Here is a 22,261-nt window from a genome sequence, read left to right on the forward strand (position 1 = left end):
GCATCCGGACTCGTAGGCTGGAGCCATGCCCCGACTCCAGGCAGACGCCCCCACCGACCTCTGGGTGCCCGTCACCGGCTCGCTCGGGCTGCGCGGCAGACGCCATCGCAAGGCCGCGATCCGGATGCTGCTGACGCAGGCGAACCGCGCGGTCGGCGCGACCGAGCGCCCGGGCAGCGGGCTTTTCGCCTGGGTGGCGAGTCAGGCCGCGCCGCTCCTCATGCGCCGCGCGGCCGGCCGCGTGCTGGTGTGGGTGTGGCGCAGCGACCCCGACCTGCTCGTCGTCATGGCGCAGTTGCAGGAGGCGACGTCGCAGCTGCGCGCCGCGCGCGCGATGATGCCCATGGAGTACGACGACACCGAGTCGTTCCCCAACCCGCACCTCGGGGTCGGCGAGAAGCTCGCGATGCCGCTTCCCACCGATACGCGCACGCCTCCCTTCGCGACCTACACGTGGGACACGGGCGCGCACTTCGTCACGGTCACCGCCGTGTGCGCCGACCGCGAGCGGTTCGGCACCGTGATCGCGGCCGTCGACGACGTCGCGCGGACGCTCCGGGTCGTGGACGACCTGCGCGTGGGCGAGTCGGCCACGGTGCTGCGGCTCGGTCCGGCCTGACGACGCGACCCCGCTCGACGGTGCGGACCGCGGGCCCTCACCGGTCGGGGTGCGCGAGATCGACCGCGTCGTCGGGCTGAACCCGACGCCGGTCGTGCGCGTGGGCGACGCGCTCGCTCGCCCACGACGAGATCGTCGCGACGATGAGACCGACGAGCACCACTCCCCCGGCCATGAGCACGACGGCGGCGAGTCGACCGACGACCGTGACGGGCGCGTAGTCGCCGTAACCGACCGTGGTCACGGTGCACACGGCCCACCACAGGGCGTCGCCGAACGTGCGGATGTTCGCCCCCGGGGCGTGCCGTTCGGTCTGGAGCACCACGAGGGCGACCTGCCAGATGAGCAGCAGCACGCTGCCGAGACCGTAGATGATCAGCTGCGCGCGCACCGAACTGCCGGCCGTGCGGGTGAAGCTCGTCAGCCGGGTCAGGGCACCCAGCAGCCGCACCGGCCGGAGGATCGGCACGAACACCACGGCGAGATCGAGCAGATGGGCCCGGAACCACACACCCCGCGGCCGCGCCCACAGCAGGCGCACAAGGTAGTCGCCGGCGAAGACGACCTGCACCGCGAGCATGAACGTGAAGGTGACGCCCTCCCAGCGCCCTCGGATGTCGCCGATCACCTGCGCGGTGTAGACGACCACCCACAGCAGGGCGAGGCCGGTGAGCGGCCAGTAGGTCCACGCCTCCCACCGCCGCGTCGCGGCGCTCTCGCCGCGTCGGCCCACCGGGGGAGGAACGGTTGCGAGCGTCATGTTCGCACTCTAGGACCGGCGATCACGCGCTGGCGAGGAGCGCCGGGCGCGGCCCCACAGAACGCGAGCGCCGCGAGCGGCCGCTGCGACACCTGTCGGAGGAGATCGCCGTGTGCCGGAGCCCGATCGGTGGAAGGGTGGAGGCATCCCTCGCCCGTGCATCACCCGGAGGACACGACATGGATGCCGAACGCCGCCGCATCGGCTTCCTTCTGTTCGACGGGGTGAAGGCGTTGGACTTCGTCGGCCCGGCCGAGGTGTTCTCCGAGGCGAATCTCGCGACCGAGGCGTACGAGATCCTGTTCTTCTCGCCCACCGGCGAAGGCGTCGAGGCGTTCATGGGGCTGCGCCTGGGCGTCGATGGCGCGGCCGCGGACAGCGGGCCGCTCGACACGGTGATCATCCCGGGCAGCGAGCTGGCCCCCGCCGTCTTCGACGACCCCGAGTTGCGCGCGGCGATCCTGTCGCTCTCGCAGAGATCGCGGCGGGTCGCCTCGATCTGCAGCGGCGCGTTCGGACTGGCGGCGACGGGCCTGCTCGACGGCTTCCCCGCGACCACGCACTGGAAGTTCGCCGACATGCTCGCCGACCGGTATCCGCTCGTCGCGGTGGACTCGGAGCGCATCTACACGCGGCAGGGCGACATCTACACGTCGGCGGGCGTTGCCGCCGGGATCGACCTCGCGCTCGCCCTGCTCGAGGAGGATCTCGGCACCGACGTCGCGCGCAGCGTCGCGCAGCACCTGCTGGTGTACATGCGCCGCTCGGCGGGGCAGTCGCAGTTCTCCGCGGCGCTGAAGCTCCCGGCTCCGCGGACGCCCCTCGCGCAGGCGGTGGCCGAGTACGTCTCGAACGATCCGACCCGGCCGACGACCGTGACCGGACTGGCCGCGCACGTGAACGTCAGCCCGCGGCATCTCACCCGTGTCATCCGCGAAGAACTCGGCGTCACGCCGAGCGCCTACATCGCGACGCTGCGGCTCGAGCTCGCCGTGAACCAGCTCGAGAACGGGCGTACGGTCGCCGAGTCCGCCGCGGCGGCGGGATTCTCGTCCGCCGCCGCGCTCCGCCGCGCGTTCGTGGACCGGTATCGGACGACACCGTCGGCGTATCAGCGGCGGTTCCGCGCATCGAGCGTCACGGACGCACCGTCCCCCGTGGAGGACGACCTCCCGTCCCCCGCCTGACCCGGGGTCAGAGCGCCTGCCGCCGGGGCACCCCGGACGCGAGGGACGGGGATGCCACGTACTCGGCATCCCCCTCGTCCTCCGCCCGCGCGCGGGCGACGAGATCGCGAAGAGCGGCGACGCCCGGGGTGCGCGGTTCTGCGAAGAAGACCGTGACGGTGTAGCCGGAGGTGCCGGGGACGGCGAGGGTCTCGCTGTGGAGGCGCACCCAGCCGTGCGGCTCGATGTGCACCATCGGCCGTGAGCTGCGGTGCGGGCGGATCTCGCACCGGCTCCAGATCGCCGCGAAGCGCGGGTCGCTCGCCGACAGCCCCGCCACGAGCTCCCGCAGGCGCGGGCTCCGGGGGTCGGCGTAGTACCGCAGCGCGGCGGCGAGCGTCTCGGCCGTCCGACGCCAGTCCGGCTCGGAGTGCGGGTCGGGGAAATGCTCGAACACCGAGACCAGGAGGTTGGAACCGATGCGCAGCTGGTCGGGTGCGAGCAACCGCCCCGGGGCGTTCACGGCGACGACGTCGAGGGTGCCGTTGAGGGCGTAGGCGGGGGTGTCGGCGTACAGGTCGACGAGCATCGCCACGCCCTCCGGGAGGTCGTCCTCCTCGGCCGACGGTGGGCCGTCGCCGGAAAGATCGGCGATGCGGTGGAGATACTCCTCGCCGGGGCCGTCGAGGAGCAGCGCACGGCCGAGCGCCGAGAGCACCTGCCGTGATGGCTGGTGACCGCGGCCCTGCTCGAGCCGCAGGTAGTAGTCGCTGCTGATGCCGGCGAGGTCTGCCACCTCGGTGCGCCGCAGGCCCCGCACGCGTCGGCGCGGCTCCCGCGCGATCCCCACCCGCTCGGGCGTCAACGACTCGCGGCGGTCGCGAAGGAACGCGGCCAACGGCCCCGCGGTGTCGTTCACATCAGCCTCCGGCGAGTAGTGGAATGCTCCCTCCAATTCTCCGTGGGAGCGGTTCCTCCCGTGCTGCACGAACGGACAGGAGTACGTCGCAACCGGACGAGTGCATTGAGAGCCCCCGGGGGCGACGGGATAGCGTTGCCTCATGGGTCGGCCTCGGCAGTACGACGAGCAGAATCTGCTCGATACGGCGCAGGAGCTGTTCTGGACGCGCGGATACGACCGGACCTCGCTCGAGGAGGTCGCCCGTGCATCCGGCGTCGGCACGAGCAGCCTCTACGCGCGCTACGGCAGCAAGCTCGGACTCTTCCTCCGCGTCTTCGGCCGCTACTGCGCGGCTCGCGTCGAGCTCGCCTCCGGCGGTCCGGCGGGACCCAGCGCCGACCTCGAAGCCGCCGCCTCGGAGTACCTCGACCGCGTCGTCTCCGACTGCCTCTCCTACGCGGACCGACGTGGATGCCTCATGCTCAACAGCATCGCCGAGCTCGGCGACCGGTTCCCCGAGGTCCTCGCGGTGGCGGACGCCGCGATCGACGAGATGGAGTCCGCGCTCACCGCACGGCTGTGCGAGACCGCTGACGCCCACCACATCGCCCTCTCGCCCGCAGACGCACGGCGCGCGGCCGAGACCACGGTGCTCGCCTCCCAGGGCATCGTGCAGCTCAGCCGCCTGCGTGTGCCGCCGCGGCGGTTGCGCGAGCTCGCGGCGCGTTCGTCGCGGCTGGTCGCACGCCCGGCCTGACGCCCGGGTGCCCGGGCCCGTCCGCAGCTTCGCCCGCGCCCGGCGGGGTCGGCGCCCGGGCCGTCGGTTCTACGCCAACAGACGCTCCGCGGTGCGCTCGCGCGGCAGCGGCACCGGCGTCACCGCGGCCGGCTCCTCGCGGCGCAGCTCCTCGTCCCACAGCCGCAGGAGCTTGAGGGTCAGGTGCAGCGTGCTCCGCTGCAGGCCGTCGGCCAGGGCCTCGCGGACGGCCTCCGGCATCTGCTCGAGCCGGTAGTACAGCGTCGTGCGGTGGATGTGCAGGCGCTGGCAGGCGACGGAGGCGCGCCCCGCGGCATCCAGGTACGCCTCGACGGTGTCGCGCTGCGTCGAGTCTTCCGCGGACGCGAGGACGAACGCCGCCGGGCACGCCTGCACGAGGAGCGAGCGCGAGCGGGGCAGCGTCTGCACGAGCGCCCAGCCGCCGAGGTCCTCGGCGCGCACCGAGGTCACCTGCTCGGGGAGGGTCGCGCGCAGGTGCGCGGAGCGGATCGCGCGCGAAACCGCGTCATCCACGTCGCCGTCGTCGGGCGACCCCGCCGCCAGCGCGAACCCCCGGGCGGTCATGCCCTGCGCGGCGGCCTCGGCATCCACCGCCCTGTTCCGGGCGTCGAGGTCGAGGGTGCGGGATGCCACGAAGATCGCGGCTCCTCGGTGGGCGCCGACGAACTGCACGGCACCGTGGAGGACGGTCGCCAGGCGGCGCCCGAACGCGACGATGCCCAGTTCCGGTGCCGGGTCGAGCACCACGGCGAGCAGCTCGATGCCGTCGGCGCGGCCGTCGATCCAGCGGCGGGAACGGAGCTCCCACAGCGCATCCCGACGCACGCTCGAGTCGTCGTCGATGAGGTTCGCGAACACGCGGTCGCGGCGCGCCGCGGGACTCGCGCCGGAGGCCATCTCGAGGAGGTGCACCGCGGCGTCGACCACGGCCCACTCGCGCGGCGAGAGGTCGGCACGCGCCGTTCCGCCGATGCGCAGCGCACCACCGCCGAACGCGATGTCGGCGTCGGCATCCGCGGGCTCATCGGCGCGGCGGAGGGTCACGCGTCGACCGAGGGCGTGGGACAACTGATCGATGATCTGCGGCGGGTGCATCGTGCGGCTCCTCACGTGCGGTCCGGGGTGGGTACGGCCCACGGTACGGACGCCCGCCGCGACGCGCGTGGCCCTCTGAGACCCACGGTGGAACGACGACGGCGCGCCCCGGGTGGGAGCGCGCCGTCGGATGCGGAGAACCGATCACTCCTGGATGAACGCCAGGATGTCGGGGTTGATCACGTCGGCGTGCGTCGTGAGCATGCCGTGCGGGTAGCCCTCGTAGATCTTGAGGGTCGAGTTCTGCAGCAGCTCGTGCTGCAGGAGCGCGGCGGCCTTGTACGGCACGACCTGGTCATCGTCGCCCTGGAGCACGAGCACCGGGACCGTGATGGCCTTGAGGTCCTCGGTCTGGTCGGTCTCGGAGAACGCCTTGATGCCGAGGTAGTGGGCCTGCGCGCTGCCGGTCATCCCCTGGCGCCACCAGTTGTCGATGACGGGCTGCGAGGCGGTGACGCCCTCACGGTTGAAGCCGTAGAAGGGGCCGGATGCCACGGCCTCGAAGAACTCCGCACGGTTGGCGGCGAGCGCCTCGCGGAACCCGTCGAACACCGACAGCGGGGTGCCCTCGGGGTTGGTGTCGCTCTGCAGCATGATCGGCGGCACGGCGGCGACGAGCACGGCCTTGGCGACGCGACCCTGCGGCTCGCCGTACTGCGCGACGTAGCGGGCGACCTGGCCGCCACCGGTCGAGTGACCGATGTGGATGGCGTTGTGCAGGTCGAGGTGCTCGACGACGGCGCTGACGTCGCTGGCGTAGTGGTCCATGTCGTGGCCGGTGCCGATCTGCGACGAGCGGCCGTGACCGCGGCGGTCGCTGGCGATGACGCGGTAGCCCTTGTCGAGGAAGTACAGCAGCTGGGCGTCCCAGTCGTCGGACGACAGCGGCCATCCGTGGTGGAAGACGAGGGGCTGGGCGTCGGTGCTGCCCCAGTCCTTGTAGAAGATCTCGGCACCGTCGGTCGTGGTCACAAATGGCATGTCAGCCTCCGCTCGGATGTTCGACGAGCGCCCTCCGGGGGTGTGTTCCGGGGCGTCGCCGGTGAACACGCCTCACTGTAGGAGGGGGTGGGGGAACCGGCATCCGACAATCGTCCGAGAAACGTCCGACCGGCGGCGAGGTGCGGGTCACGCGTCGCCGCGCACCCTCAGCGCGTCCCGGCGCGTCGGCCGTCAGTCCTCGTCGTCGAGCAACCCGCCCGGGCGCCAGAGCACCACGTCGGTCGCCCGCCGCACGCGCGCCCCGTGGCGCAGCGTCACCACCGAACCCGTGGCCCCCGCGGCGAAGACCCGCGCGCCCGGACGCGATTGGCGCTCGGCCATCAGCTGACGCTCCAGGTCGGTGACGCGCCGCGCGAGTTCGTGCACCCGCTCCTCGAGCGCCAGGAGACGCGCGATCGCGGGGAGACTCATCCCCTCGCTCGACAGGCGCGCGACCTCGCGCAACTGCTGCACGTGACGGCTGGAGTACCGCCGCGATCCACCCTGCGTGCGGGCGGGCACGACCAGGCCGAGCCGGTCGTACTGCCGCAGCGTCTGCGGGTGCATGTTCGACAGCTCGGCGGCCACGGCGATCGCGAAGATCGGCGCATCCTCATCGAGTTCCTTGTCGGACACGGCCTCTCCTCTCTCGTGGATCGCGTGCTCCTGGCATCCGATTGTGGCGGATGCCAGGAGCACGGCGTCACTGACGCGCCTTGGCCATCAGGTCGGCGCGGGGATTCTCTTTCGGTTCGAGCGCGTGGAAGCGCTCGAGGGCCTCGCGGGCTTCGTCGCTGAGGTGCTGCGGAACGGCCACCTGGACTTCGGCGAGCAGGTCGCCGGTGCCCTTGGACGAATGGATGCCGCGCCCCTTGACGCGCAAGACGCGTCCGGAGGGGGTGCCCGGTGCGACACGCAGCCGCACGGGCTCTCCCCCGAGGGTGGGCACCTCGATCGTGGCGCCGAGGGCCGCCTCGGTGAAGGTCACGGGGACCGTCAGCCGCAGGTTGAGCCCCTCGCGCGAGAACACCGGGTGGGGTCGGACCGCGACCGTCACGACGATGTCGCCGTTCTCGCCGCCGTCCGGAGACGGACGGCCGCGACCGCGCAGTCGGATCTTCTGGCCGTCGGCGACCCCCGCGGGGATCTTCACCTTGAACGGGACACCGTCCTCGCCCTGCAGGGTGATCGTCTCGCCCTTGGCGGCGGTGACGAAGTCGAGCGTCGTCCGGGCGGTGACGTCGGCTCCGCGCTGCGGTCCACCGAAGCCGCGGTAGCCGCCCGTGGTCTGACCGAACCGGCCGGAGCCGAAGCCGCCGCCCTGCTGGTCGAACATCGAGAAGAAGTCCTCGAAGCCACCGCCGGGAGCGGACGCGCTTCCGCGCTGCTGACCGAACCGGCTGAAGACGTCGTCGAAACCGCCGCCCCCGCCGGCCCCGGGTGCCGAGAAGCGCGCCCCCGAGCCCATGGCCCGGATCTGGTCGTACTCCTCGCGCTGCTCGGGGTCGTTGAGCACCGCGTAGGCCTCGCTGATCTCCTTGAACTTCGCCTCGGCCTTGGCATCACCCGGGTTCGAGTCGGGGTGGTACTGGCGCGCGAGCTTGCGGTACGTCTTCTTCAGATCGGCAGCGCTCACGCCCTTGTCGACACCGAGGACCTTGTAGAAGTCCTTGTCGAACCAGTCCTGACTCGCCATGTGTCCTCCTACTCGACCGGCACGGCGACGACGACCTTGGCCGGTCGCAGCTCGACGGAGCCGAGGCGGTACCCCACCTCGACGACCTCGAGCACCGTGGCCTGGGTCACGCCCGGGGTGGGCGCTTGGAAGATCGCCTCGTGCTGCTGCGGGTCGAAGGGCTCGCCGGCGGTGCCGTACGAGACCACGCCGAGTCGCTCGGCCACGGCCCGCACCTTGTCGCCGATCGCCGCGAAGGGCGTGCCCTCGACGAGGTCGCCGTGCTTCTCGGCGCGGTCGAGGTCGTCCATGACGGGCAGGAGGCCCTTCACGGCCTCGCCCTTCGCGCGTTCGATCTCGCGCTCGCGCTGCTCCTCGGTGCGCCGACGGTAGTTGGCGTACTCGGCCTGCAGGCGCTTGAGGTCGATCAGGAGCGAGGCCTCCTTGTCGGAGGACGCCCCCTCTGCGGCGGCCTCGGGGGTCTGCTCGGCGCCGAGGATGTCCTCGATCGTGAGGCCCTCGGCATCCGGGGTCTGCTCGCCCGACGGCGCGGGGCCGGAGGTGTTCTCCTCCGGCCCCGTCGTCTCGTCAGGACCGGCGCCCGAGCCCTGGGGCTGTTCGTCGTCCTTGTGTGCCATCAGTTCTGTCGCTTACTTCTTCTCGTCGGTCTCGTCGTCGACGACTTCGGCGTCGATGACGTCTTCCTCGGGGTTCGGCGTCTCACCGTTGCCGGGCTGGCCGACGTTCGGGTCGGCCTGCTCACCCTGGGCCTGCGACGACGCGTAGATCGCCTCGCCGAGCTTGCCCTGGCTCGCGTTGAGCTTGTCGAACGCGGTCTTGACCGCGTCGTCGTCGTCACCGGCGAGCGCCGTCTTGAGGGCGTCGACGTCGGCCTGGACGTCGGTCTTGACCTCTTCGGGCAGCTTGTCCTCGTTGTCCTTGATCAGCTTCTCGATCGAGTACGACAGGGTCTCGGCCTGGTTGCGGGTCTCGGCGGACTCGCGGCGCTTCTTGTCCTCCGCCGCGTTCTCCTCGGCCTCGCGGACCATGCGCTCGATGTCCTCCTTGGGCAGCGACGAGCCGCCCGTGATGGTCATCGACTGCTCCTTGCCCGTGCCCTTGTCCTTCGCGGACACGTGCACGATGCCGTTGGCGTCGATGTCGAAGGTGACCTCGACCTGCGGGATGCCACGGGGAGCCGGGGCGATGCCGGTGAGCTCGAAGGTGCCCAGCGGCTTGTTGTCGCGCGTGAACTCGCGCTCGCCCTGGAAGACCTGGATCGCGACCGACGGCTGGTTGTCGTCGGCGGTGGTGAAGGTCTCGCTGCGCTTGGTCGGGATGGCCGTGTTGCGCTCGATGAGCTTGGTCATGATGCCGCCCTTGGTCTCGATACCGAGGCTCAGGGGGGTGACGTCGATGAGCAGCACGTCCTTGCGCTCGCCCTTGAGGACACCGGCCTGGAGCGCTGCGCCCACGGCCACGACCTCGTCGGGGTTGACGCCCTTGTTCGCGTCGCGACCGGTCTCCTTCTTCACCAGCTCGGCGACCGCGGGCATGCGGGTCGAGCCACCGACGAGCACGACGTGCGCGATGTCGTCGACCTTCACGCCGGCCTCGCGGATGACGTCCGAGAAGGGCTTGCGGGTGCGGTCGAGGAGGTCCTTGGTGAGGTCCTCGAACTTCGCGCGGGTGAGCGTCTCGGACAGCGACACGGGGCCCGAGTCGGTCAGCGAGAGGTAGGGCAGGTTGATGGAGGTCGAGGTCGAGCTCGACAGCTCCTTCTTGGCCTGCTCCGCGGCCTCCTTGAGGCGCTGGAGGGCGATCTTGTCGCCCGAGACGTCGACACCGGTGGTGTCCTTGAACTGCTTGATGAGGTAGTCGACGACGCGCTGGTCCCAGTCGTCTCCACCGAGGCGGTTGTCACCGGCGGTGGCGCGCACCTGGATGGTCGAGAAGTCGTCGTCTTTGCCCACCTCGAGCAGCGACACGTCGAACGTTCCACCACCGAGGTCGAAGACGAGGATGAGCTCGTCCTCCTTGCCCTTGTCGAGGCCGTACGCGAGAGCGGCGGCGGTGGGCTCGTTGATGATGCGCAGGACGTTCAGGCCCGCGATCTCGCCGGCCTCCTTCGTCGCCTGACGCTCGGCGTCGTTGAAGTACGCGGGCACCGTGATGACGGCATCCGCGACGCTGTCGCCCAGGTACTCCTCGGCGTCGCGCTTGAGCTTCTGGAGGATGCGCGCGGAGATCTCCTGCGGCGTCCACTTCTTGCCGTCGACGTCGAACGTCCAGTTCGTGCCCATGTGGCGCTTGACGGACGAGACCGTGCGGTCGACGTTGGTGACGGCCTGGCGCTTGGCGGTCTCGCCGACGAGCACCTCGCCGTCCTTGGTGAAAGCGACGACCGAGGGGGTCGTGCGGAAGCCTTCGGCGTTGGCGATGACCTTCGGCTCGCCACCCTCGAGCACGCTCACGACGGAGTTGGTCGTCCCGAGGTCGATTCCCACTGCACGTGGCATATGTGTCTCCTTGATCATGAGTCGGGCGGATGCCACGACTCGGGGTTTCGTAAAGTCTGCTGCGCGGGTTGAGCCGCGATGACTCAAGGCTAACGCAGGCGACTCGGGGCGTCAAGCAGACTTGATATGAATTGGCTCAACTTTTCCAGTGGCGGGTCGGGTCGTCTGGAGCCGGCATCCACGGGTTTGGGGCGCGTTTGTGCGGTTGGGGCGCGAAAAACCACGCCCCGAACGCACAAACGCGCCCCAAAGCGGCCGCGAACCACGACGCCCCCGCGACCGGGCAGGTCGCGAGGGCGTCGAAGGAGGGATGCCGCGGGCTCAGTCGCGATCGTACGAGCGGCGCTGCGGACGCTCGGTGCGCTTCGCGGACCGGCCGCCCTGATCCAGGCGCAGGTCGATGAGGACGCCCGAGATGCGGGTGTCGGTCAGCCGGTTGAGGGTGTCGCGCGGGAGGTCGGCCGGAAGCTCCACGAGCGAGAAGTCCTGGCGGATCTGGATGGCGCCAAAGTCGTTGCGGCGGAGGCCGCCCTCGTTCGCGAGCGCCCCGACGATCTGGCGCGGCTCGACCCGCTGTCGGCGCCCGACGGCGATCCGGTACGTGGCGAACCGGCCGTCGCTGTCGCGGCGTTCGCGGCGCTCCGCGCCCTCGCGGGGCGCACGGTCGCGGTCGCGGTCGCGATCCCGGTCGAAGCGCGGCTGCGACAGCGCTTCTTCCTCCAGCAGGAGGGGCGTGTCGCCCTGCGCGACCACGGCGAGCGCCGCGGCCACGTCGGCCTCAGGCACGTCGTGGTGCGCGACGTAGTGGGCGACCACGTCGCGGAAAGTCGCGATCGCAGCGGTGTCCTCGAGCGCGGTGGTGATCGCGTCGTCGAAGCGGGTGAGGCGCGTGGCGTTGACGTCATCGACGCTCGGCAGCGACATCTCCGTCAGCGGCTGGCGGGTGGCCTTCTCGATCGCGGTGAGCATGCGACGCTCGCGCGGGGTCACGAAGCTGATGGCATCCCCGGTTCGTCCGGCGCGTCCCGTGCGGCCGATCCGGTGCACGTACGACTCGGTGTCGATCGGGAGGTCGTAGTTGACGACGTGACTGATGCGCTCGACGTCGAGACCGCGCGCTGCGACGTCGGTCGCGACGAGGATGTCGAGCTTGCCCGACTTCAGCTGGTTGACCGTGCGCTCGCGCTGCACCTGCGCGACGTCGCCGTTGATGGCGGCGGCGGTGTAGCCGCGGGCGCGCAGCTTCTCGGCGACCGTCTCGGTCTCGTTCTTCGTGCGGGTGAAGACGATCATGCCCTCGAAGTTCTCGACCTCGAGGATGCGGGTGAGCGCATCGATCTTCTGCTGGTACGACACGACGAGGTACCGCTGGGTGATGTTCGCCGAGGTCGTGGTCTTGGTCTTGACCGTGATCTCTTCGGGGTCGTTGAGGTACTGCGCCGAGATGCGGCGGATCTGCGCCGGCATCGTCGCCGAGAAGAGCGCGACCTGCTTGGTGGACGGCGTGTCGGCGAGGATCGTCTCGACATCCTCCGCGAAGCCCATCTTCAGCATCTCGTCGGCCTCGTCGAGCACGAGGTACTTCAGCTCGCTGAGGTCGAGGGTGCCCTTGTCGAGGTGGTCCATGATGCGACCGGGCGTGCCCACGACGATGTCGACGCCGCGGCGGAGGGCCGACAGCTGCTGCCCGTAGCCCTGGCCGCCGTAGACGGGGAGCACCGAGACGCCCTTGATGTGCGCGGCGTACTTCTCGAACGCCTCGCACACCTGCAGCGCGAGCTCGCGGGTCGGGGCGAGCACGAGGGCCTGCGGGTTCTTGTGCCCGGTCTCCATCTGCGACAGCACCGGGAGGGCGAACGCGGCGGTCTTGCCGGTACCGGTCTGGGCGAGGCCGACGACGTCGCGGCCCTGCAGGAGGACGGGGATCGTGGCGGCCTGGATGGCCGACGGGGTCTCGTAGCCGACGTCCTTGAGGGCCTTGAGCACGGCGGCATCCAGTCCCAGGTCGGCGAAGGTGAGCTGCTCGGGGGCGGTGTCCGCCTCTTCGGAGGGGACGGGGTTTTCGGATGCCATGACTCCACGGTAGTGCGCCACCCCGGGAAACCCCCGTTCGAGGCCGCACGAGGGTCTACCCTGAGCCCACGCGCCGCCGACGGCGCGTCCGCGCCGAACGTCTCCGCGCGTTCACCGAAGGGTCCTAGCGTGAGCGACATGTCCACTCCCGGCGCCGCCCCCGCGGCATCCCTCCCCTCCACCGACGGCAAGCGCCCCGTCCTGGCCTGGGCGCTGTGGGACTGGGGTTCGGCGGCGTTCAACGCGGTCGTCACGACCTTCGTCTTCAGCACCTACCTGTCGAGCTCGCTGTTCGTGGACCCCGCGATCGTCGCGGCCGCCGGCGACGACGACCGAAACCCCGCGCTGGTGAAGGCGCTGGCCGAGAACGCGAGCCTCGTCGGCACCGCGCTGATGATCGCGGGCATCGCGGTCGCGCTCCTCGCCCCGGTGCTCGGTCAGCGCAGCGACGGCTCGGGCCGGCGGAAGCTCTGGCTGGCCGTCAACACCGGCGTCATCGTGCTGGCGATGGCGGCGATGGTGTTCGTCCAGGGCACGCCGCAGTACCTCATCCTCGGGGCGACGCTGCTGGCGGTCGGCAACGTCTTCTTCGAATTCGCGAGCGTCAACTACTACGCGATGCTGTCGCAGGTCTCCACGCGCGAGAACATCGGCCGCGTCTCGGGCTTCGGCTGGGGCATGGGTTACGTCGGTGGGATCGTGCTCCTCCTCCTGCTGCTGATCCTGTTCATCCAGGGGTTCGGGAACCCGGATGCCGCGGGCCTGCTCGCCGTGCCGAAGGACGGCGGCCTCAACGTGCGGCTGGCGGTGCTGGCATCCGCGGTGTGGTTCGCGGTGTTCGCGATCCCGGTGCTCGTGCGCGTGCCCGAGATCCCGGCGCAGAACCGGAAGGTGCGGGTGGGCTTCTTCCCGTCGTACGTGCTGCTGTGGGGGACGCTGCGCTCGCTCTGGCGCGACAGTCGTCCGGTGCTGCTGTTCCTCATCGCCAGCGCGATCTTCCGCGACGGCCTCACCGGCGTGTTCACCTTCGGGGCGATCATCGCGGCGCAGGTGTTCGGGTTCTCGTCGACCGAGGTGCTGTATTTCGCCGTCGCCGCGAACGTGGTCGCCGGCATCAGCACGATGTTCGCCGGACGCCTCGACGACCGCTTCGGCCCGAAACGCGTCATCGTCATCTCCCTCGCGGGACTCATCGTGCTCGGCACCGTGATCCTGTTCATCGGCACGTCGCAGACGGCGTTCTGGATCGCGGGCCTCGGGCTCGGCCTCTTCGTCGGACCCGTCCAGTCGGCGAGCCGCACCTACCTCTCACGGGCGACGCCGGAGGGTCGCGAGGGGGAGATCTTCGGCCTCTACGCCACGACCGGTCGCGCGGTGTCGTTCCTCGCGCCGGGGCTGTTCGCGCTGTTCGTCGGGCTCACCGGCGACACCCGCCTCGGCATCCTGGGGATCGTGCTGATCCTCGCCGTGGGCCTGGCGCTGATGATCCCCGTGCAGAACCGCGGCGCCGAGATCCGCTGACACGCGGCCTGCGGGCGGCCTGGGCTTCGGCTTCGGCTTCGGCTTCGGCGTCACGAGAACAGGCCATGCGCCGAGAACAGGGCGATTCCGTCGAGATCGGCCTGTTCCGGCGGCATCCCCTGTTCCGGTGTCTGGGATGCCGCGGGCTCAGTCCTGCGGCCAGGCGTCGGCGAACTTCGCCAGCAGGCGGGCGAAGTCGGCGCGCTCGGCGTCGGTGAAGGACTCGAGCGCGGAGCGCACGGCATCCCGCCGCCTGCCCCGGAGGCTCGAGACGAGGCGCTCGCCCTCGGCGGTGAGCCGCACGCGCGTGCGGCGGGCGTCGTCGGGGTCGGGCTCGCGCTCGACGAGCCGCATCTGCACGCCCTGCTGCACGAGGCGTGACGCGCGGGGCTGATCGACGCCGACCGCGTCGGCGATCTCGCTGACCGACAACGGACCGGATGCCGAGACGAGGGCGTCGAGCATTCGCAGGCGTGCGACGCCGGCGAACCGCCCCTGGCCGGGGTCGGCCCACGGCGGGCCGCCGTGGAACGGGTGCGGACCGTGACCTCGGTGTTCGTGGGCGTGGGGGCCGCCGAAGCCTCCGGCGAACGGGGGGCGCGGCCGCCGACCGCGGAGTTTGGCGAGGGCAGCGGCGATCTCGTCGGCGGGGTCGGCGGTCATGGGCTCGATTTTACATGTCGCTTGACAAGCATCCGGAATACATGTCACAGTACATCCGTTGTCACATGACATGTAACCGGCGAATCTCCCGCCACACGAAAGGACCACCCCATGAACACCTCCACACCTCTGGACCCCCGCAGCCTCGCCCACCGCCTCACCACGGTCGGGCACGCGCTGCACCACCGCCTGTTCGCGCAACTGCGCGACAGCGACCTGCACCCCAAGACCGTGCTCGTGCTGCGCGCGATCGACGGCCGCATCGACGCTCCCTGGATCGCCGAGCGCCTCGCCCGCGGCGGCAAGCGCGTCACCGCCCTCGCCGAGCGGGGATGGATCGAGCGCACCGACGACGGCTGGTCGCTGACCACCGAGGGTCGCGAGATCCTCGACCGTCTGGATGCCGACCGCTCGGCGCTCCTCGCCGACGTCCCCGCCGAAGAGCTCGAACGTCTCGTCGCCGCCCTCGACACGGTGTCGGCGGCGCTCGGCCTCGACGACTCGGATGCGGCGCCGTTCGGCCCTCGCGGACGCGGCGGCCGCGGCCCCGGCATGCGCGGCTTCGGCCCGTTCGGGCGCGGCTTCGGCCCGGGCTTCGGCCCCGGCTTCGGCCCCGGCTTCGGCCCCGGCGCGCGTGGCTCCCGCCCCGACGCGGACGGCTTCGGCCCCCGCGAACGCGGCACCGACGAACACGACCGCCCCCACCACGGACGCGGATGCGACCCCCGCCACGGCGGGCACGCGCACCACGGACGGCACGGGCACGACGACCGGGACCACCGGGCGGCGCAGCGCGCCTACGAGCGCGGCTTCGACGCCGGGTTAAGCCGCGGCCGCGAAGGTTCGGCATCCGCTGAGTCCGCGGCATCCGGCGAGTCCGCGGCATCCGAGTGAACCGGTGGCATCCGGTGAGTCCGCGGCATCCGAGTGACCACCGATAAACGCCCTCCGCGACGAGAAACGCGTGGACATCGCGTTTCTACGCGGGAATCGCGTTTATCGCCGCACACGGCACCGCGTACACGCGCTGCACGCCGCGCCGCAGGGCACCCCGCACACGACGCCGCGTACGCGGCACCGCGCCACCAGCGCACGACAGAACAGCCCCGTCGAGGCGACCTCGACGGGGCTGTTCTCGTGCGGTTCAGCGTCCGGCGGAACCGGCGTCGGTCGTGCCGACGTTCGTGCGGTGGAAGTTCAGCGCCGAGCGCGATGCCGTCGGGCCGCGCTGGCCCTGGTAGCGGTTGCCGTAGGGCCCCGACCCGTACGGGTTCTCGGCGGGGGAAGTCAGGCGGAAGTAGCAGACCTGCCCGATCTTCATGCCCGGCCAGAGCTTGATCGGCAGGGTCGCGACGTTGGAGAGTTCGAGCGTGACGTGCCCCGAGAATCCCGGGTCGATGAATCCTGCGGTCGAGTGGGTGAGCAGCCCGAGGCGTCCGAGCGACGACTTGCCCTCGAGGCGCGCGGCGACGTCGTCCGGCAGGCTGACGCGCTCGAACGTCGATCCCAGCGCGAACTCGCCCGGGTGCAGGATGAACGGCTCGTCCGGCTCGACCTCGATGAGGCGGGTGAGCTCAGGCTGATCCTCGGCGGGGTCGATGAACGGGTACTTGTGATTGTCGAACAGCCGGAAGTACCGGTCGAGTCGCACGTCGACGCTCGACGGCTGAACCATGGCCGGATCGAAGGGGTCGAGCCCCAGGCGTCCGTCGGCGAGTTCGGCTCGGATGTCGCGGTCGGAGAGCAGCACGCGCCCAGCCTAGGGCGTGGGGTCGGCGCGGGTGGCGCGGGGTTCGCCAGATCACGTGATCTGGGCGAACCCACCCGCAATGCCGCGCCTCGACGTGTGCGCTCGACCAGATCACGTGACTTGGGCATCCTCGACGCCGAACCCCGACCCGGATGCCACGGAAGACGCTGTTATGCTGGCGGAAGTGCCTCACGGCGCTCGGGGCTGTAGTTCAATGGCAGAACTTCTGCTTCCCAAGCAGACAGCGCGGGTTCGATTCCCGTCAGCCCCTCCACATGCATCGCGTGCTCGGCATCCTCCTCGGCGCAGTGCTCGCGCTCGGCCTCACGGCGTGCGCGCCACCATCCGCGGAGCCGGAGCCCACGACGGAGCCCGGCGCGACCACCGTCGCGTTCTACGGCGACTCGTACACCCGCGGCACGGGCGCGAGTTCGTCCGACAAGCGCTGGTCGACGATCATCTGCGCGGAGCGCGGCTGGACCGAGATCAACCGCAGCGAGAACGGCCTGGGGTTCGTCAACCGGCGCGCGAGCATGGGGCCGGGGCTCGATGACATCCCCGCCCAGATCATCCGCGACGACCCCGACATCGTGTTCGTCACCATGGGACTCAACGACAACTTCAGCTACGACGGCGCCGCCGCCGAAATCCGGGCGACGATCGACAGCGACCTCGACCGGCTGCGCCAGGGCCTTCCCGGCGCGCGCATCATCGTGGTCGAACCGTTCTGGTACACCGCCGACCGGCCGGCATCCGTCGACGTCATCATCGGGTGGGTGCGCGACGCGGCCGGGCGGATCGGCGCCGACCACATCCCCGGGGCGAGCCACTGGCTCGACGGGCACTACGCCGACGACGACGACAGCTGGATGGCCGGCGACGGACTCCACCCCGACGACGTCGGCTACGCCCGGATCGCCGAGCGAATGGATGCCGAGCTCCAGGCGCTCGGCCTCTGAAACGGCCGCGGCGCGAGCGGGCCGTCAGGCCCCGACCGGCACGCGCTCGGAAACGAGGAGATCCTTGACGATCCGGCCCGCCTTGGCCACGACGACCACGTTCTCGGGAGAACCCAGTGCGGATATGTCCGTCAGCGGGTCGACGTCGGCGACAACGAAGTCGGCGATCTTGCCGGCTTCGAGCGTGCCCAGTCGGTCGTCGACGCGAAGGAGCTCGGCCGCGTGCGCCGTGCCCGCGCGCAACGCGTCCATCGGCGACATCCCGAGCTCGACGAGGTGCGAGAGCTCGGCGAGGTTGCGCCCGTGCGCGCAGATCCCCGAGTCGGTGCCCATGGCGAAGCGCGCCCCCCGCTCGATGGCGCGGGCGATGTTCACGCGCGTGATCTCGACCCAGCGCACCTTCTTCTCGTAGTGGAACGGCCGCATGCGTTCCTTCACGAGCGGTGTGAAGACCGTCGAGAGCGTCGGCACGAGGAACGTGCCGTTCTCACCGGCCAGATCGATCCCCTCGTCGTCGATGCCGTAGGCGTGCTCGACGCTGTCGACGCCGCCGCGCAGCGCCGCGAGGATGCCGGAGGTTCCCTGCGCGTGCGCGGCGATGGGCCGACCGCCGTGACGGTCGACCTCGTCGCGGATGGCGCGGATCTCGTCGGCGGTGATCCCCTCGTCGGTCGGCTGGTCGTGAGGACTGGACATCCCGCCCGTCGTGCAGACCTTGATGACGTCCGCACCGTCGCGCAGCAGGCGGCGGGTGGCCGTGCGCACCTCGTCGACGGTGTCGGCGATCTCGTCGGACGCGGAGACGTGGTACTTCACGTGACCGCCGGGAAGGTGGAAGTCGGAGTGCCCTCCCGTGTGACTCATGATGCGGACGGCCGTGTGCAGGCGCGGCCCCGCCACGAGCCCCTGCTCGACGGCGGCCTTGTGCCCCAGGGTCAACCCGGCGAGGTCGCGCGCCGTGGTCACCCCCGCGTGGAGGGTCTGCTCGAGCCGCCGCCCGGTCTCGAACACCACCTGCACCGGGTCGGTGGTGAGGTCGTGGAAGGGACCGTTGCCGGAGTCGAAGCCGAGGTGCACGTGCGCATCGATGAAGCCGGGCAGGAGCGTGCGTCCGCCGAGGTCGCGCGTGACCGTCGCCGCAACGACGGGCGCGTGGGCGGCGGGGCCCGCGAAGAGGATGCGTCCGTCCTCGTCGACGTGCAACTCGGCATCGGGCACCGGGCCCGCACCGGTGCCGTCGATCAGCCGGGCACCGGTCAGGCGGAGGGAGACGGAGGAGATCGTCATCAGTGGATCCTTTCGAGGGCGGTCTCGAGCGTGAAGTCGGGGGAGCCGGGCACGGATGCCAGCAACTCGCGGGTATAGGGATGCCGCGGTGCCGCGAAGACCTCACGGACGGACCCGCTCTCGACGACGTCGCCGGCGCGCATGACCGCGACCTCGTCGCACACGACGTTGACCACCGCGAGGTTGTGGGAGATGAACAGCATCGTCAGCCCCAGGTCGCGTCGGAGTTCCGCGAGCAGGCGCAGCACCTCGGCCTGCACCGAGACGTCCAGTGCCGACGTGACCTCGTCCGCGACGAGGACGCGCGGCTCCACGGCGAGGCCGCGCGCGATGGCGATGCGCTGTCGCTGACCCCCGGAGAATTCGTGGGGGTGACGCCCGACGGCGTCGCGCGGGATGCGCACGCGATCCAGCAGTTCGTCGATCCGCGCACGCGAGCCTCGCACCGACGGGCGGACGGGGTCGATCGCCTCGGCGAGGGCCTGGCCGATGGTCCGGCGGGGATTCAGCGACGAGTACGGGTCCTGCGGAATCAGCTGCACGCTCCGGTGCAGCCTTCGGCGGCTCGCGCGATCGGCCGCGCCGACATCGATGCCCGCCACCTCCACGACACCCGACGTGGGGGCGACGGAGCCGACGAGCACTTTGGCGAGCGTCGATTTGCCCGAGCCGGACTCGCCGACGAGACCGACGGCGGAGCCGGGTGCAACGTCGAGATCGACGCCGTGCAGCACTTCGGTCCGGCCGAACGAGACGCGCAGGTCCCGCGCGCGGACGATGGAGCCGACATCCGTCATGCGGACACCTCCGGGCGGGCGACGTCGAACGCGGGGTCGGCCTCGAGCAGGCTTCGCGTGTAGGGGTGGCGGGCGTGCTCCAGGTCGAGATGTCCGGCCGACAGCTCCTCGACGATCTCGCCGTCCTTCATCACGAGCACGCGGTGGCAGAGGGCGCGCACCACGGCGATGTCATGAGAGATGAACAGCAGTGCGCACCCGTTCTCGATGCTCACCCGGCGGAGCTCCCGCAGGATCTCGCGCTGAACGGTCACATCGAGGGCCGTCGTCGGCTCGTCGGCGATGATCAGTTCGGGCGTGACGGTGAGGGCGGACGAGAGCATCGCCCGCTGCCGCATCCCCCCGGACCACTCATGAGGACGTTGGCGCATGCGCCGCGGCGCGTCGGAGACCCGCACCGCCTCGAGAGCTTCCCTCACGGCGGAGTCGGCCTGCGAGCGGCTTCGGCCGAAGTGGGCGCGAAGAACCTGACCCAGTTGAGCGCCCATCCGCAGAGCCGGGTTGAAGGTCGTTCCCGGATCCTGGTACACCAGCGCGATCGCCCGCGCCATGACCGCGGGCGGCTGCCGCCGGAGCAGGTCCTTCTCCCCCAGCGTGAGCCGCCGGGCACTCGCTTCCAGACTGTCGGGGAGGAGGCGGGCCACGGTCAGGGCGGTGAGCGACTTGCCCGACCCCGACTCCCCGACGATGCCGAGCATCTCGCCTCGCCCGATGCTGAACGAGACGCCCTTGACCAGCGCGACGCCGTCCGCGCGCGAGACCACGACGTTCTCGGCGTGCAGCAGCGCGTCGCCGGGCGCGTGCAGCTCGGTCGGCCGCACGGGAGGGACACGACGCGGCACGGATCGGCGCGGATCCGCGCGAGCGGCGAGGCCGTCGCCGATGAGCATGGCCGCGACACCGGCGAGCACGATGAGCGCCGCGGGACCGACCACCTGGTACGCGCGACCCGCCAGGAGCGAGGGAAGCGCCTCGTTCAGGAGCTTGCCGTAGTCGTAGGCGGGCGATTGGACGCCGAGCCCGACGAAGGACAACGCGGAGATGGCCGTCAACGACGCGGCGAAGGTGGAGGCCGTCAGCACCAGGATCGGCTCCGCGATGTTCGGCAGGACGTGTCGGCGCAGGACGGCGAGCGGCGGTGCACCGAGCAGCCGGGCGGTCTCGACGTAGTCGCGATGCAGGACGGATCCGGCGAGGTTGGCGGCGAGCCTGGCGAAGTACGGGATGCCGGAGACCCCGATCGCGACGACGGCCGAGGGGGCGCTCGCACCGAGGATCGCGGCGACGACGAGAGCGAGCAGGAGGCCCGGGAAGGCGACGAGGCTGTCGATCGCGCGCAGGGCGAGCTCCCGCGGCCGCCCGGGCAGGAGCTGCACGACTCCGCCGAACACCACGCCCCCGACGACGGCGATGAGGGTCGCCCCCGCGGTCATCAGCAGCGTGAGACGGGTCGCCACCAGGCTTCGGGCGAACATGTCGTGCCCCACGGCATCCGTCCCCAGCCAGTGCTCGGAGCTCGGTGGCTGCGACCGCGCACCCAGGGCGTCGGCTTGGCTCTGGAGCACGAGGGGAGCGACCACGGCGATGATCAGCAGAACCGCGGCGAGAACGAGCCCGGCGAGGAGTCCGGCGCTGCCGGCACGTCGCCCGGGGGCGCTGCGCGGCGTGGATGCGACAGAGTCAGGAATCTGCATGACGTCCTCCGAGGGTGCGCGGGTCGACGATGCCGAGCAGGACGTCGACGAGCAGGTTGACCAGAGCGGCGACGAGGCCGATGACGAGCACCATCCCCTGGATGACGGGGAAGTCGCGATTCAGGATGGCCTGGATGATGCCGGTGCCGAGGCCCGGAAGCGCGAAGACGCTCTCGATGACGAGGGCGCCCCCGAGCATGCCGCCCAGGATCAGGCCGCTCAGGGTCAGGGTCGAGGTGAGGAGGTTCGGGAGCGCGTTGCGGAGGTACAGCGCGGCGGTGCCCAGACGCCAGCCGCGCGCGGTGCGCATGTAGTCCTCGGCCAGCGCCACCGCCGTCTCCCGGCGCACGAGACGCGACACCATGCAGATCGGCCCGACCGAGAGGGCGAGCACGGGGAGGACGAGCGAGGCGACCGGGGCCGAAGCGAGGTAGGCCGGAGGGAGGAGCCACAGGACGCCCACCCCGGTGCCGAGGAGCACGACCAGGAGCGTCGCGAAGATGTAGCCGGGGAGCGAGTCGAGGAGACCCGTGACCGCGCCGAAGCCTGTGTCCAGCCAGGAACGTCGCCCGCCCCGCGTGAGCACACCGATCGTCAGACCGAGGGGGATCGAGACGAGCAGCACGAGGACGATGCTCGACAGCGCTATCGCCGCGGTGAAGGGGAGGCGCGCGGCGATCAGCTCCGCGACAGGGCGCCCATACATGAACGACTGTCCCAGATCGCCCTGGAGGAGTCCGCCGACGTATACGGCGAACTGCTCCCACACCGGCAGATCGAGTCGCAGCCGCGAGCGGAGCGCCTCGATCTGCGCGGTCGTCGCGTCGGGACCGGCCAGTGCCACGGCGGGGTCGCCGGGGATGAGCTGGACGATGAGGAAGGACACCACGACCAGCACGGCGATGGTCGCCGCCAGGCCCGCCCCGCGGCGTACGGCGAACCCGATCCAGGGTGAGGTCGCCGTCCGACGTGGCGACGGCGCCGTGGCCGGCCGAGCGTGCGCGAGCTGTGCCATCGTGTCCT

General features: G+C 71.0%; 21 protein-coding genes and 1 tRNA gene. 7 read left to right on the forward strand and 15 right to left on the reverse strand.

Features of this window, described 5'->3' with window-relative positions; translation table 11 throughout:
• Window positions 1-25 precede the first annotated feature (25 nt).
• On the forward strand, window positions 26-619 hold the full coding sequence (locus P8R59_RS04765) for a hypothetical protein (RefSeq protein WP_278102968.1): 594 nt from the start codon (window positions 26-28) through the stop codon (window positions 617-619).
• A 37-nt stretch (window positions 620-656) separates the two neighbouring features.
• Here P8R59_RS04765 and P8R59_RS04770 read toward each other — a convergent pair whose 3' ends face one another.
• Window positions 657-1,379: a potassium channel family protein gene (locus tag P8R59_RS04770; protein ID WP_278102969.1), complete on the reverse strand. Its 723-nt coding sequence runs from the start codon at window positions 1,377-1,379 to the stop codon at window positions 657-659.
• A gap of 179 nt (window positions 1,380-1,558) precedes the next feature.
• Between P8R59_RS04770 and P8R59_RS04775 the strand changes: the two genes are divergently transcribed.
• On the forward strand, window positions 1,559-2,566 hold the full coding sequence (locus P8R59_RS04775) for a GlxA family transcriptional regulator (protein WP_278102970.1): 1,008 nt from the start codon (window positions 1,559-1,561) through the stop codon (window positions 2,564-2,566).
• 7 nt (window positions 2,567-2,573) lie between these two features.
• Here the strand turns inward: P8R59_RS04775 and P8R59_RS04780 are convergent, their stop codons facing one another.
• Window positions 2,574-3,464: a helix-turn-helix transcriptional regulator gene (locus tag P8R59_RS04780; protein WP_278102971.1), complete on the reverse strand. Its 891-nt coding sequence runs from the start codon at window positions 3,462-3,464 to the stop codon at window positions 2,574-2,576.
• Window positions 3,465-3,606: 142 nt separating this feature from the next.
• Between P8R59_RS04780 and P8R59_RS04785 the strand changes: the two genes are divergently transcribed.
• The gene (locus tag P8R59_RS04785) at window positions 3,607-4,203 is read left to right on the forward strand and encodes a TetR/AcrR family transcriptional regulator (RefSeq protein WP_278102972.1); all 597 of its coding nucleotides are present in this window, start codon (window positions 3,607-3,609) and stop codon (window positions 4,201-4,203) included.
• Window positions 4,204-4,272: 69 nt separating this feature from the next.
• On the opposite strand, the gene P8R59_RS04790 is transcribed toward P8R59_RS04785, so the two are convergent.
• From P8R59_RS04790 to P8R59_RS04820, 7 genes are all read right to left on the reverse strand, one after another.
• The gene (locus tag P8R59_RS04790; protein ID WP_278102973.1) at window positions 4,273-5,319 is read right to left on the reverse strand and encodes a helix-turn-helix domain-containing protein; all 1,047 of its coding nucleotides are present in this window, start codon (window positions 5,317-5,319) and stop codon (window positions 4,273-4,275) included.
• 144 nt (window positions 5,320-5,463) lie between these two features.
• Entirely contained in the window at window positions 5,464-6,300 is an 837-nt protein-coding gene (locus P8R59_RS04795) for an alpha/beta fold hydrolase (RefSeq protein WP_278102974.1), read from the reverse strand.
• A gap of 192 nt (window positions 6,301-6,492) precedes the next feature.
• Window positions 6,493-6,936: a heat shock protein transcriptional repressor HspR gene (locus P8R59_RS04800; RefSeq protein ID WP_077051248.1), complete on the reverse strand. Its 444-nt coding sequence runs from the start codon at window positions 6,934-6,936 to the stop codon at window positions 6,493-6,495.
• Window positions 6,937-7,003: 67 nt separating this feature from the next.
• A complete protein-coding gene (locus tag P8R59_RS04805; protein WP_278102975.1) occupies window positions 7,004-7,996 on the reverse strand; it encodes a DnaJ C-terminal domain-containing protein in 993 nt (330 codons plus the stop codon).
• 8 nt (window positions 7,997-8,004) lie between these two features.
• The gene (grpE, locus tag P8R59_RS04810) at window positions 8,005-8,613 is read right to left on the reverse strand and encodes a nucleotide exchange factor GrpE (protein ID WP_077051246.1); all 609 of its coding nucleotides are present in this window, start codon (window positions 8,611-8,613) and stop codon (window positions 8,005-8,007) included.
• 12 nt (window positions 8,614-8,625) lie between these two features.
• Window positions 8,626-10,494 (reverse strand): molecular chaperone DnaK, encoded by a 1,869-nt coding sequence (gene dnaK / locus P8R59_RS04815; RefSeq protein WP_278102976.1) that lies wholly within the window; start codon window positions 10,492-10,494, stop codon window positions 8,626-8,628.
• A 321-nt stretch (window positions 10,495-10,815) separates the two neighbouring features.
• Window positions 10,816-12,567 (reverse strand): DEAD/DEAH box helicase, encoded by a 1,752-nt coding sequence (locus tag P8R59_RS04820; protein WP_278102977.1) that lies wholly within the window; start codon window positions 12,565-12,567, stop codon window positions 10,816-10,818.
• 138 nt (window positions 12,568-12,705) lie between these two features.
• On the opposite strand from P8R59_RS04820, the gene P8R59_RS04825 reads away from it, so the two are divergent.
• Window positions 12,706-14,088, forward strand: coding sequence for an MFS transporter (locus P8R59_RS04825; RefSeq protein WP_278103791.1), 1,383 nt, complete (start codon window positions 12,706-12,708; stop codon window positions 14,086-14,088).
• A gap of 147 nt (window positions 14,089-14,235) precedes the next feature.
• Here the strand turns inward: P8R59_RS04825 and P8R59_RS04830 are convergent, their stop codons facing one another.
• A complete protein-coding gene (locus tag P8R59_RS04830; protein ID WP_278102978.1) occupies window positions 14,236-14,751 on the reverse strand; it encodes a MarR family winged helix-turn-helix transcriptional regulator in 516 nt (171 codons plus the stop codon).
• A 111-nt stretch (window positions 14,752-14,862) separates the two neighbouring features.
• On the opposite strand from P8R59_RS04830, the gene P8R59_RS04835 reads away from it, so the two are divergent.
• Window positions 14,863-15,645 carry a MarR family winged helix-turn-helix transcriptional regulator gene (locus P8R59_RS04835; RefSeq protein WP_278102979.1) on the forward strand — a complete coding sequence of 261 codons (783 nt, stop codon included), beginning with the start codon at window positions 14,863-14,865 and terminating at the stop codon, window positions 15,643-15,645.
• Between the two features lie 250 nt (window positions 15,646-15,895).
• On the opposite strand, the gene dcd is transcribed toward P8R59_RS04835, so the two are convergent.
• Entirely contained in the window at window positions 15,896-16,501 is a 606-nt protein-coding gene (dcd, locus tag P8R59_RS04840) for a dCTP deaminase (protein WP_278102980.1), read from the reverse strand.
• Between the two features lie 200 nt (window positions 16,502-16,701).
• On the opposite strand from dcd, the gene P8R59_RS04845 reads away from it, so the two are divergent.
• A tRNA-Gly gene (locus P8R59_RS04845) sits at window positions 16,702-16,775 on the forward strand.
• Window position 16,776: 1 nt separating this feature from the next.
• A complete protein-coding gene (locus P8R59_RS04850) occupies window positions 16,777-17,460 on the forward strand; it encodes an SGNH/GDSL hydrolase family protein (RefSeq protein ID WP_278102982.1) in 684 nt (227 codons plus the stop codon).
• Between the two features lie 24 nt (window positions 17,461-17,484).
• Here P8R59_RS04850 and P8R59_RS04855 read toward each other — a convergent pair whose 3' ends face one another.
• The 4 genes from P8R59_RS04855 to P8R59_RS04870 are packed head-to-tail and all read right to left on the reverse strand — an operon-like array spanning window position 17,485 to window position 22,253.
• The gene (locus P8R59_RS04855) at window positions 17,485-18,747 is read right to left on the reverse strand and encodes a metal-dependent hydrolase family protein (RefSeq protein WP_278102983.1); all 1,263 of its coding nucleotides are present in this window, start codon (window positions 18,745-18,747) and stop codon (window positions 17,485-17,487) included.
• Window positions 18,747-19,544, reverse strand: a complete 798-nt coding sequence (locus P8R59_RS04860; protein WP_278102984.1) for an ABC transporter ATP-binding protein — start codon at window positions 19,542-19,544, stop codon at window positions 18,747-18,749. The genes P8R59_RS04855 and P8R59_RS04860 overlap by 1 nt, the downstream gene beginning before the upstream one ends.
• Entirely contained in the window at window positions 19,541-21,238 is a 1,698-nt protein-coding gene (locus P8R59_RS04865) for a dipeptide/oligopeptide/nickel ABC transporter permease/ATP-binding protein (RefSeq protein WP_278102985.1), read from the reverse strand. Before P8R59_RS04865 ends, P8R59_RS04860 begins: the two co-directional genes overlap by 4 nt.
• The gene (locus P8R59_RS04870; RefSeq protein ID WP_278102986.1) at window positions 21,225-22,253 is read right to left on the reverse strand and encodes an ABC transporter permease; all 1,029 of its coding nucleotides are present in this window, start codon (window positions 22,251-22,253) and stop codon (window positions 21,225-21,227) included. Before P8R59_RS04870 ends, P8R59_RS04865 begins: the two co-directional genes overlap by 14 nt.
• Between the last annotated feature and the right edge of the window lie 8 nt (window positions 22,254-22,261).

The organism is Microbacterium proteolyticum (assembly GCF_029639405.1).
Taxonomy (GTDB): Bacteria; Actinomycetota; Actinomycetes; order Actinomycetales; family Microbacteriaceae; genus Microbacterium.

Excerpts from the sequence above, each read along its gene's own strand:
- P8R59_RS04765 (WP_278102968.1), top strand. The coding sequence starts at position 26 with ATGCCCCGACTCCAGGCAGACGCCCCCACCGACCTCTGGGTGCCCGTC.
- P8R59_RS04770 (WP_278102969.1), bottom strand. The coding sequence starts at position 1,379 with ATGACGCTCGCAACCGTTCCTCCCCCGGTGGGCCGACGCGGCGAGAGC.
- P8R59_RS04775 (WP_278102970.1), top strand. The coding sequence starts at position 1,559 with ATGGATGCCGAACGCCGCCGCATCGGCTTCCTTCTGTTCGACGGGGTG.
- P8R59_RS04785 (WP_278102972.1), top strand. The coding sequence starts at position 3,607 with ATGGGTCGGCCTCGGCAGTACGACGAGCAGAATCTGCTCGATACGGCG.
- P8R59_RS04790 (WP_278102973.1), bottom strand. The coding sequence starts at position 5,319 with ATGCACCCGCCGCAGATCATCGATCAGTTGTCCCACGCCCTCGGTCGA.
- P8R59_RS04795 (WP_278102974.1), bottom strand. The coding sequence starts at position 6,300 with ATGCCATTTGTGACCACGACCGACGGTGCCGAGATCTTCTACAAGGAC.
- P8R59_RS04805 (WP_278102975.1), bottom strand. The coding sequence starts at position 7,996 with ATGGCGAGTCAGGACTGGTTCGACAAGGACTTCTACAAGGTCCTCGGT.
- grpE (WP_077051246.1), bottom strand. The coding sequence starts at position 8,613 with ATGGCACACAAGGACGACGAACAGCCCCAGGGCTCGGGCGCCGGTCCT.
- dnaK (WP_278102976.1), bottom strand. The coding sequence starts at position 10,494 with ATGCCACGTGCAGTGGGAATCGACCTCGGGACGACCAACTCCGTCGTG.
- P8R59_RS04820 (WP_278102977.1), bottom strand. The coding sequence starts at position 12,567 with ATGGCATCCGAAAACCCCGTCCCCTCCGAAGAGGCGGACACCGCCCCC.
- P8R59_RS04825 (WP_278103791.1), top strand. The coding sequence starts at position 12,706 with ATGTCCACTCCCGGCGCCGCCCCCGCGGCATCCCTCCCCTCCACCGAC.
- P8R59_RS04830 (WP_278102978.1), bottom strand. The coding sequence starts at position 14,751 with ATGACCGCCGACCCCGCCGACGAGATCGCCGCTGCCCTCGCCAAACTC.
- P8R59_RS04835 (WP_278102979.1), top strand. The coding sequence starts at position 14,863 with ATGAACACCTCCACACCTCTGGACCCCCGCAGCCTCGCCCACCGCCTC.
- P8R59_RS04850 (WP_278102982.1), top strand. The coding sequence starts at position 16,777 with ATGCATCGCGTGCTCGGCATCCTCCTCGGCGCAGTGCTCGCGCTCGGC.
- P8R59_RS04855 (WP_278102983.1), bottom strand. The coding sequence starts at position 18,747 with ATGACGATCTCCTCCGTCTCCCTCCGCCTGACCGGTGCCCGGCTGATC.
- P8R59_RS04860 (WP_278102984.1), bottom strand. The coding sequence starts at position 19,544 with ATGACGGATGTCGGCTCCATCGTCCGCGCGCGGGACCTGCGCGTCTCG.
- P8R59_RS04865 (WP_278102985.1), bottom strand. The coding sequence starts at position 21,238 with ATGCAGATTCCTGACTCTGTCGCATCCACGCCGCGCAGCGCCCCCGGG.
- P8R59_RS04870 (WP_278102986.1), bottom strand. The coding sequence starts at position 22,253 with ATGGCACAGCTCGCGCACGCTCGGCCGGCCACGGCGCCGTCGCCACGT.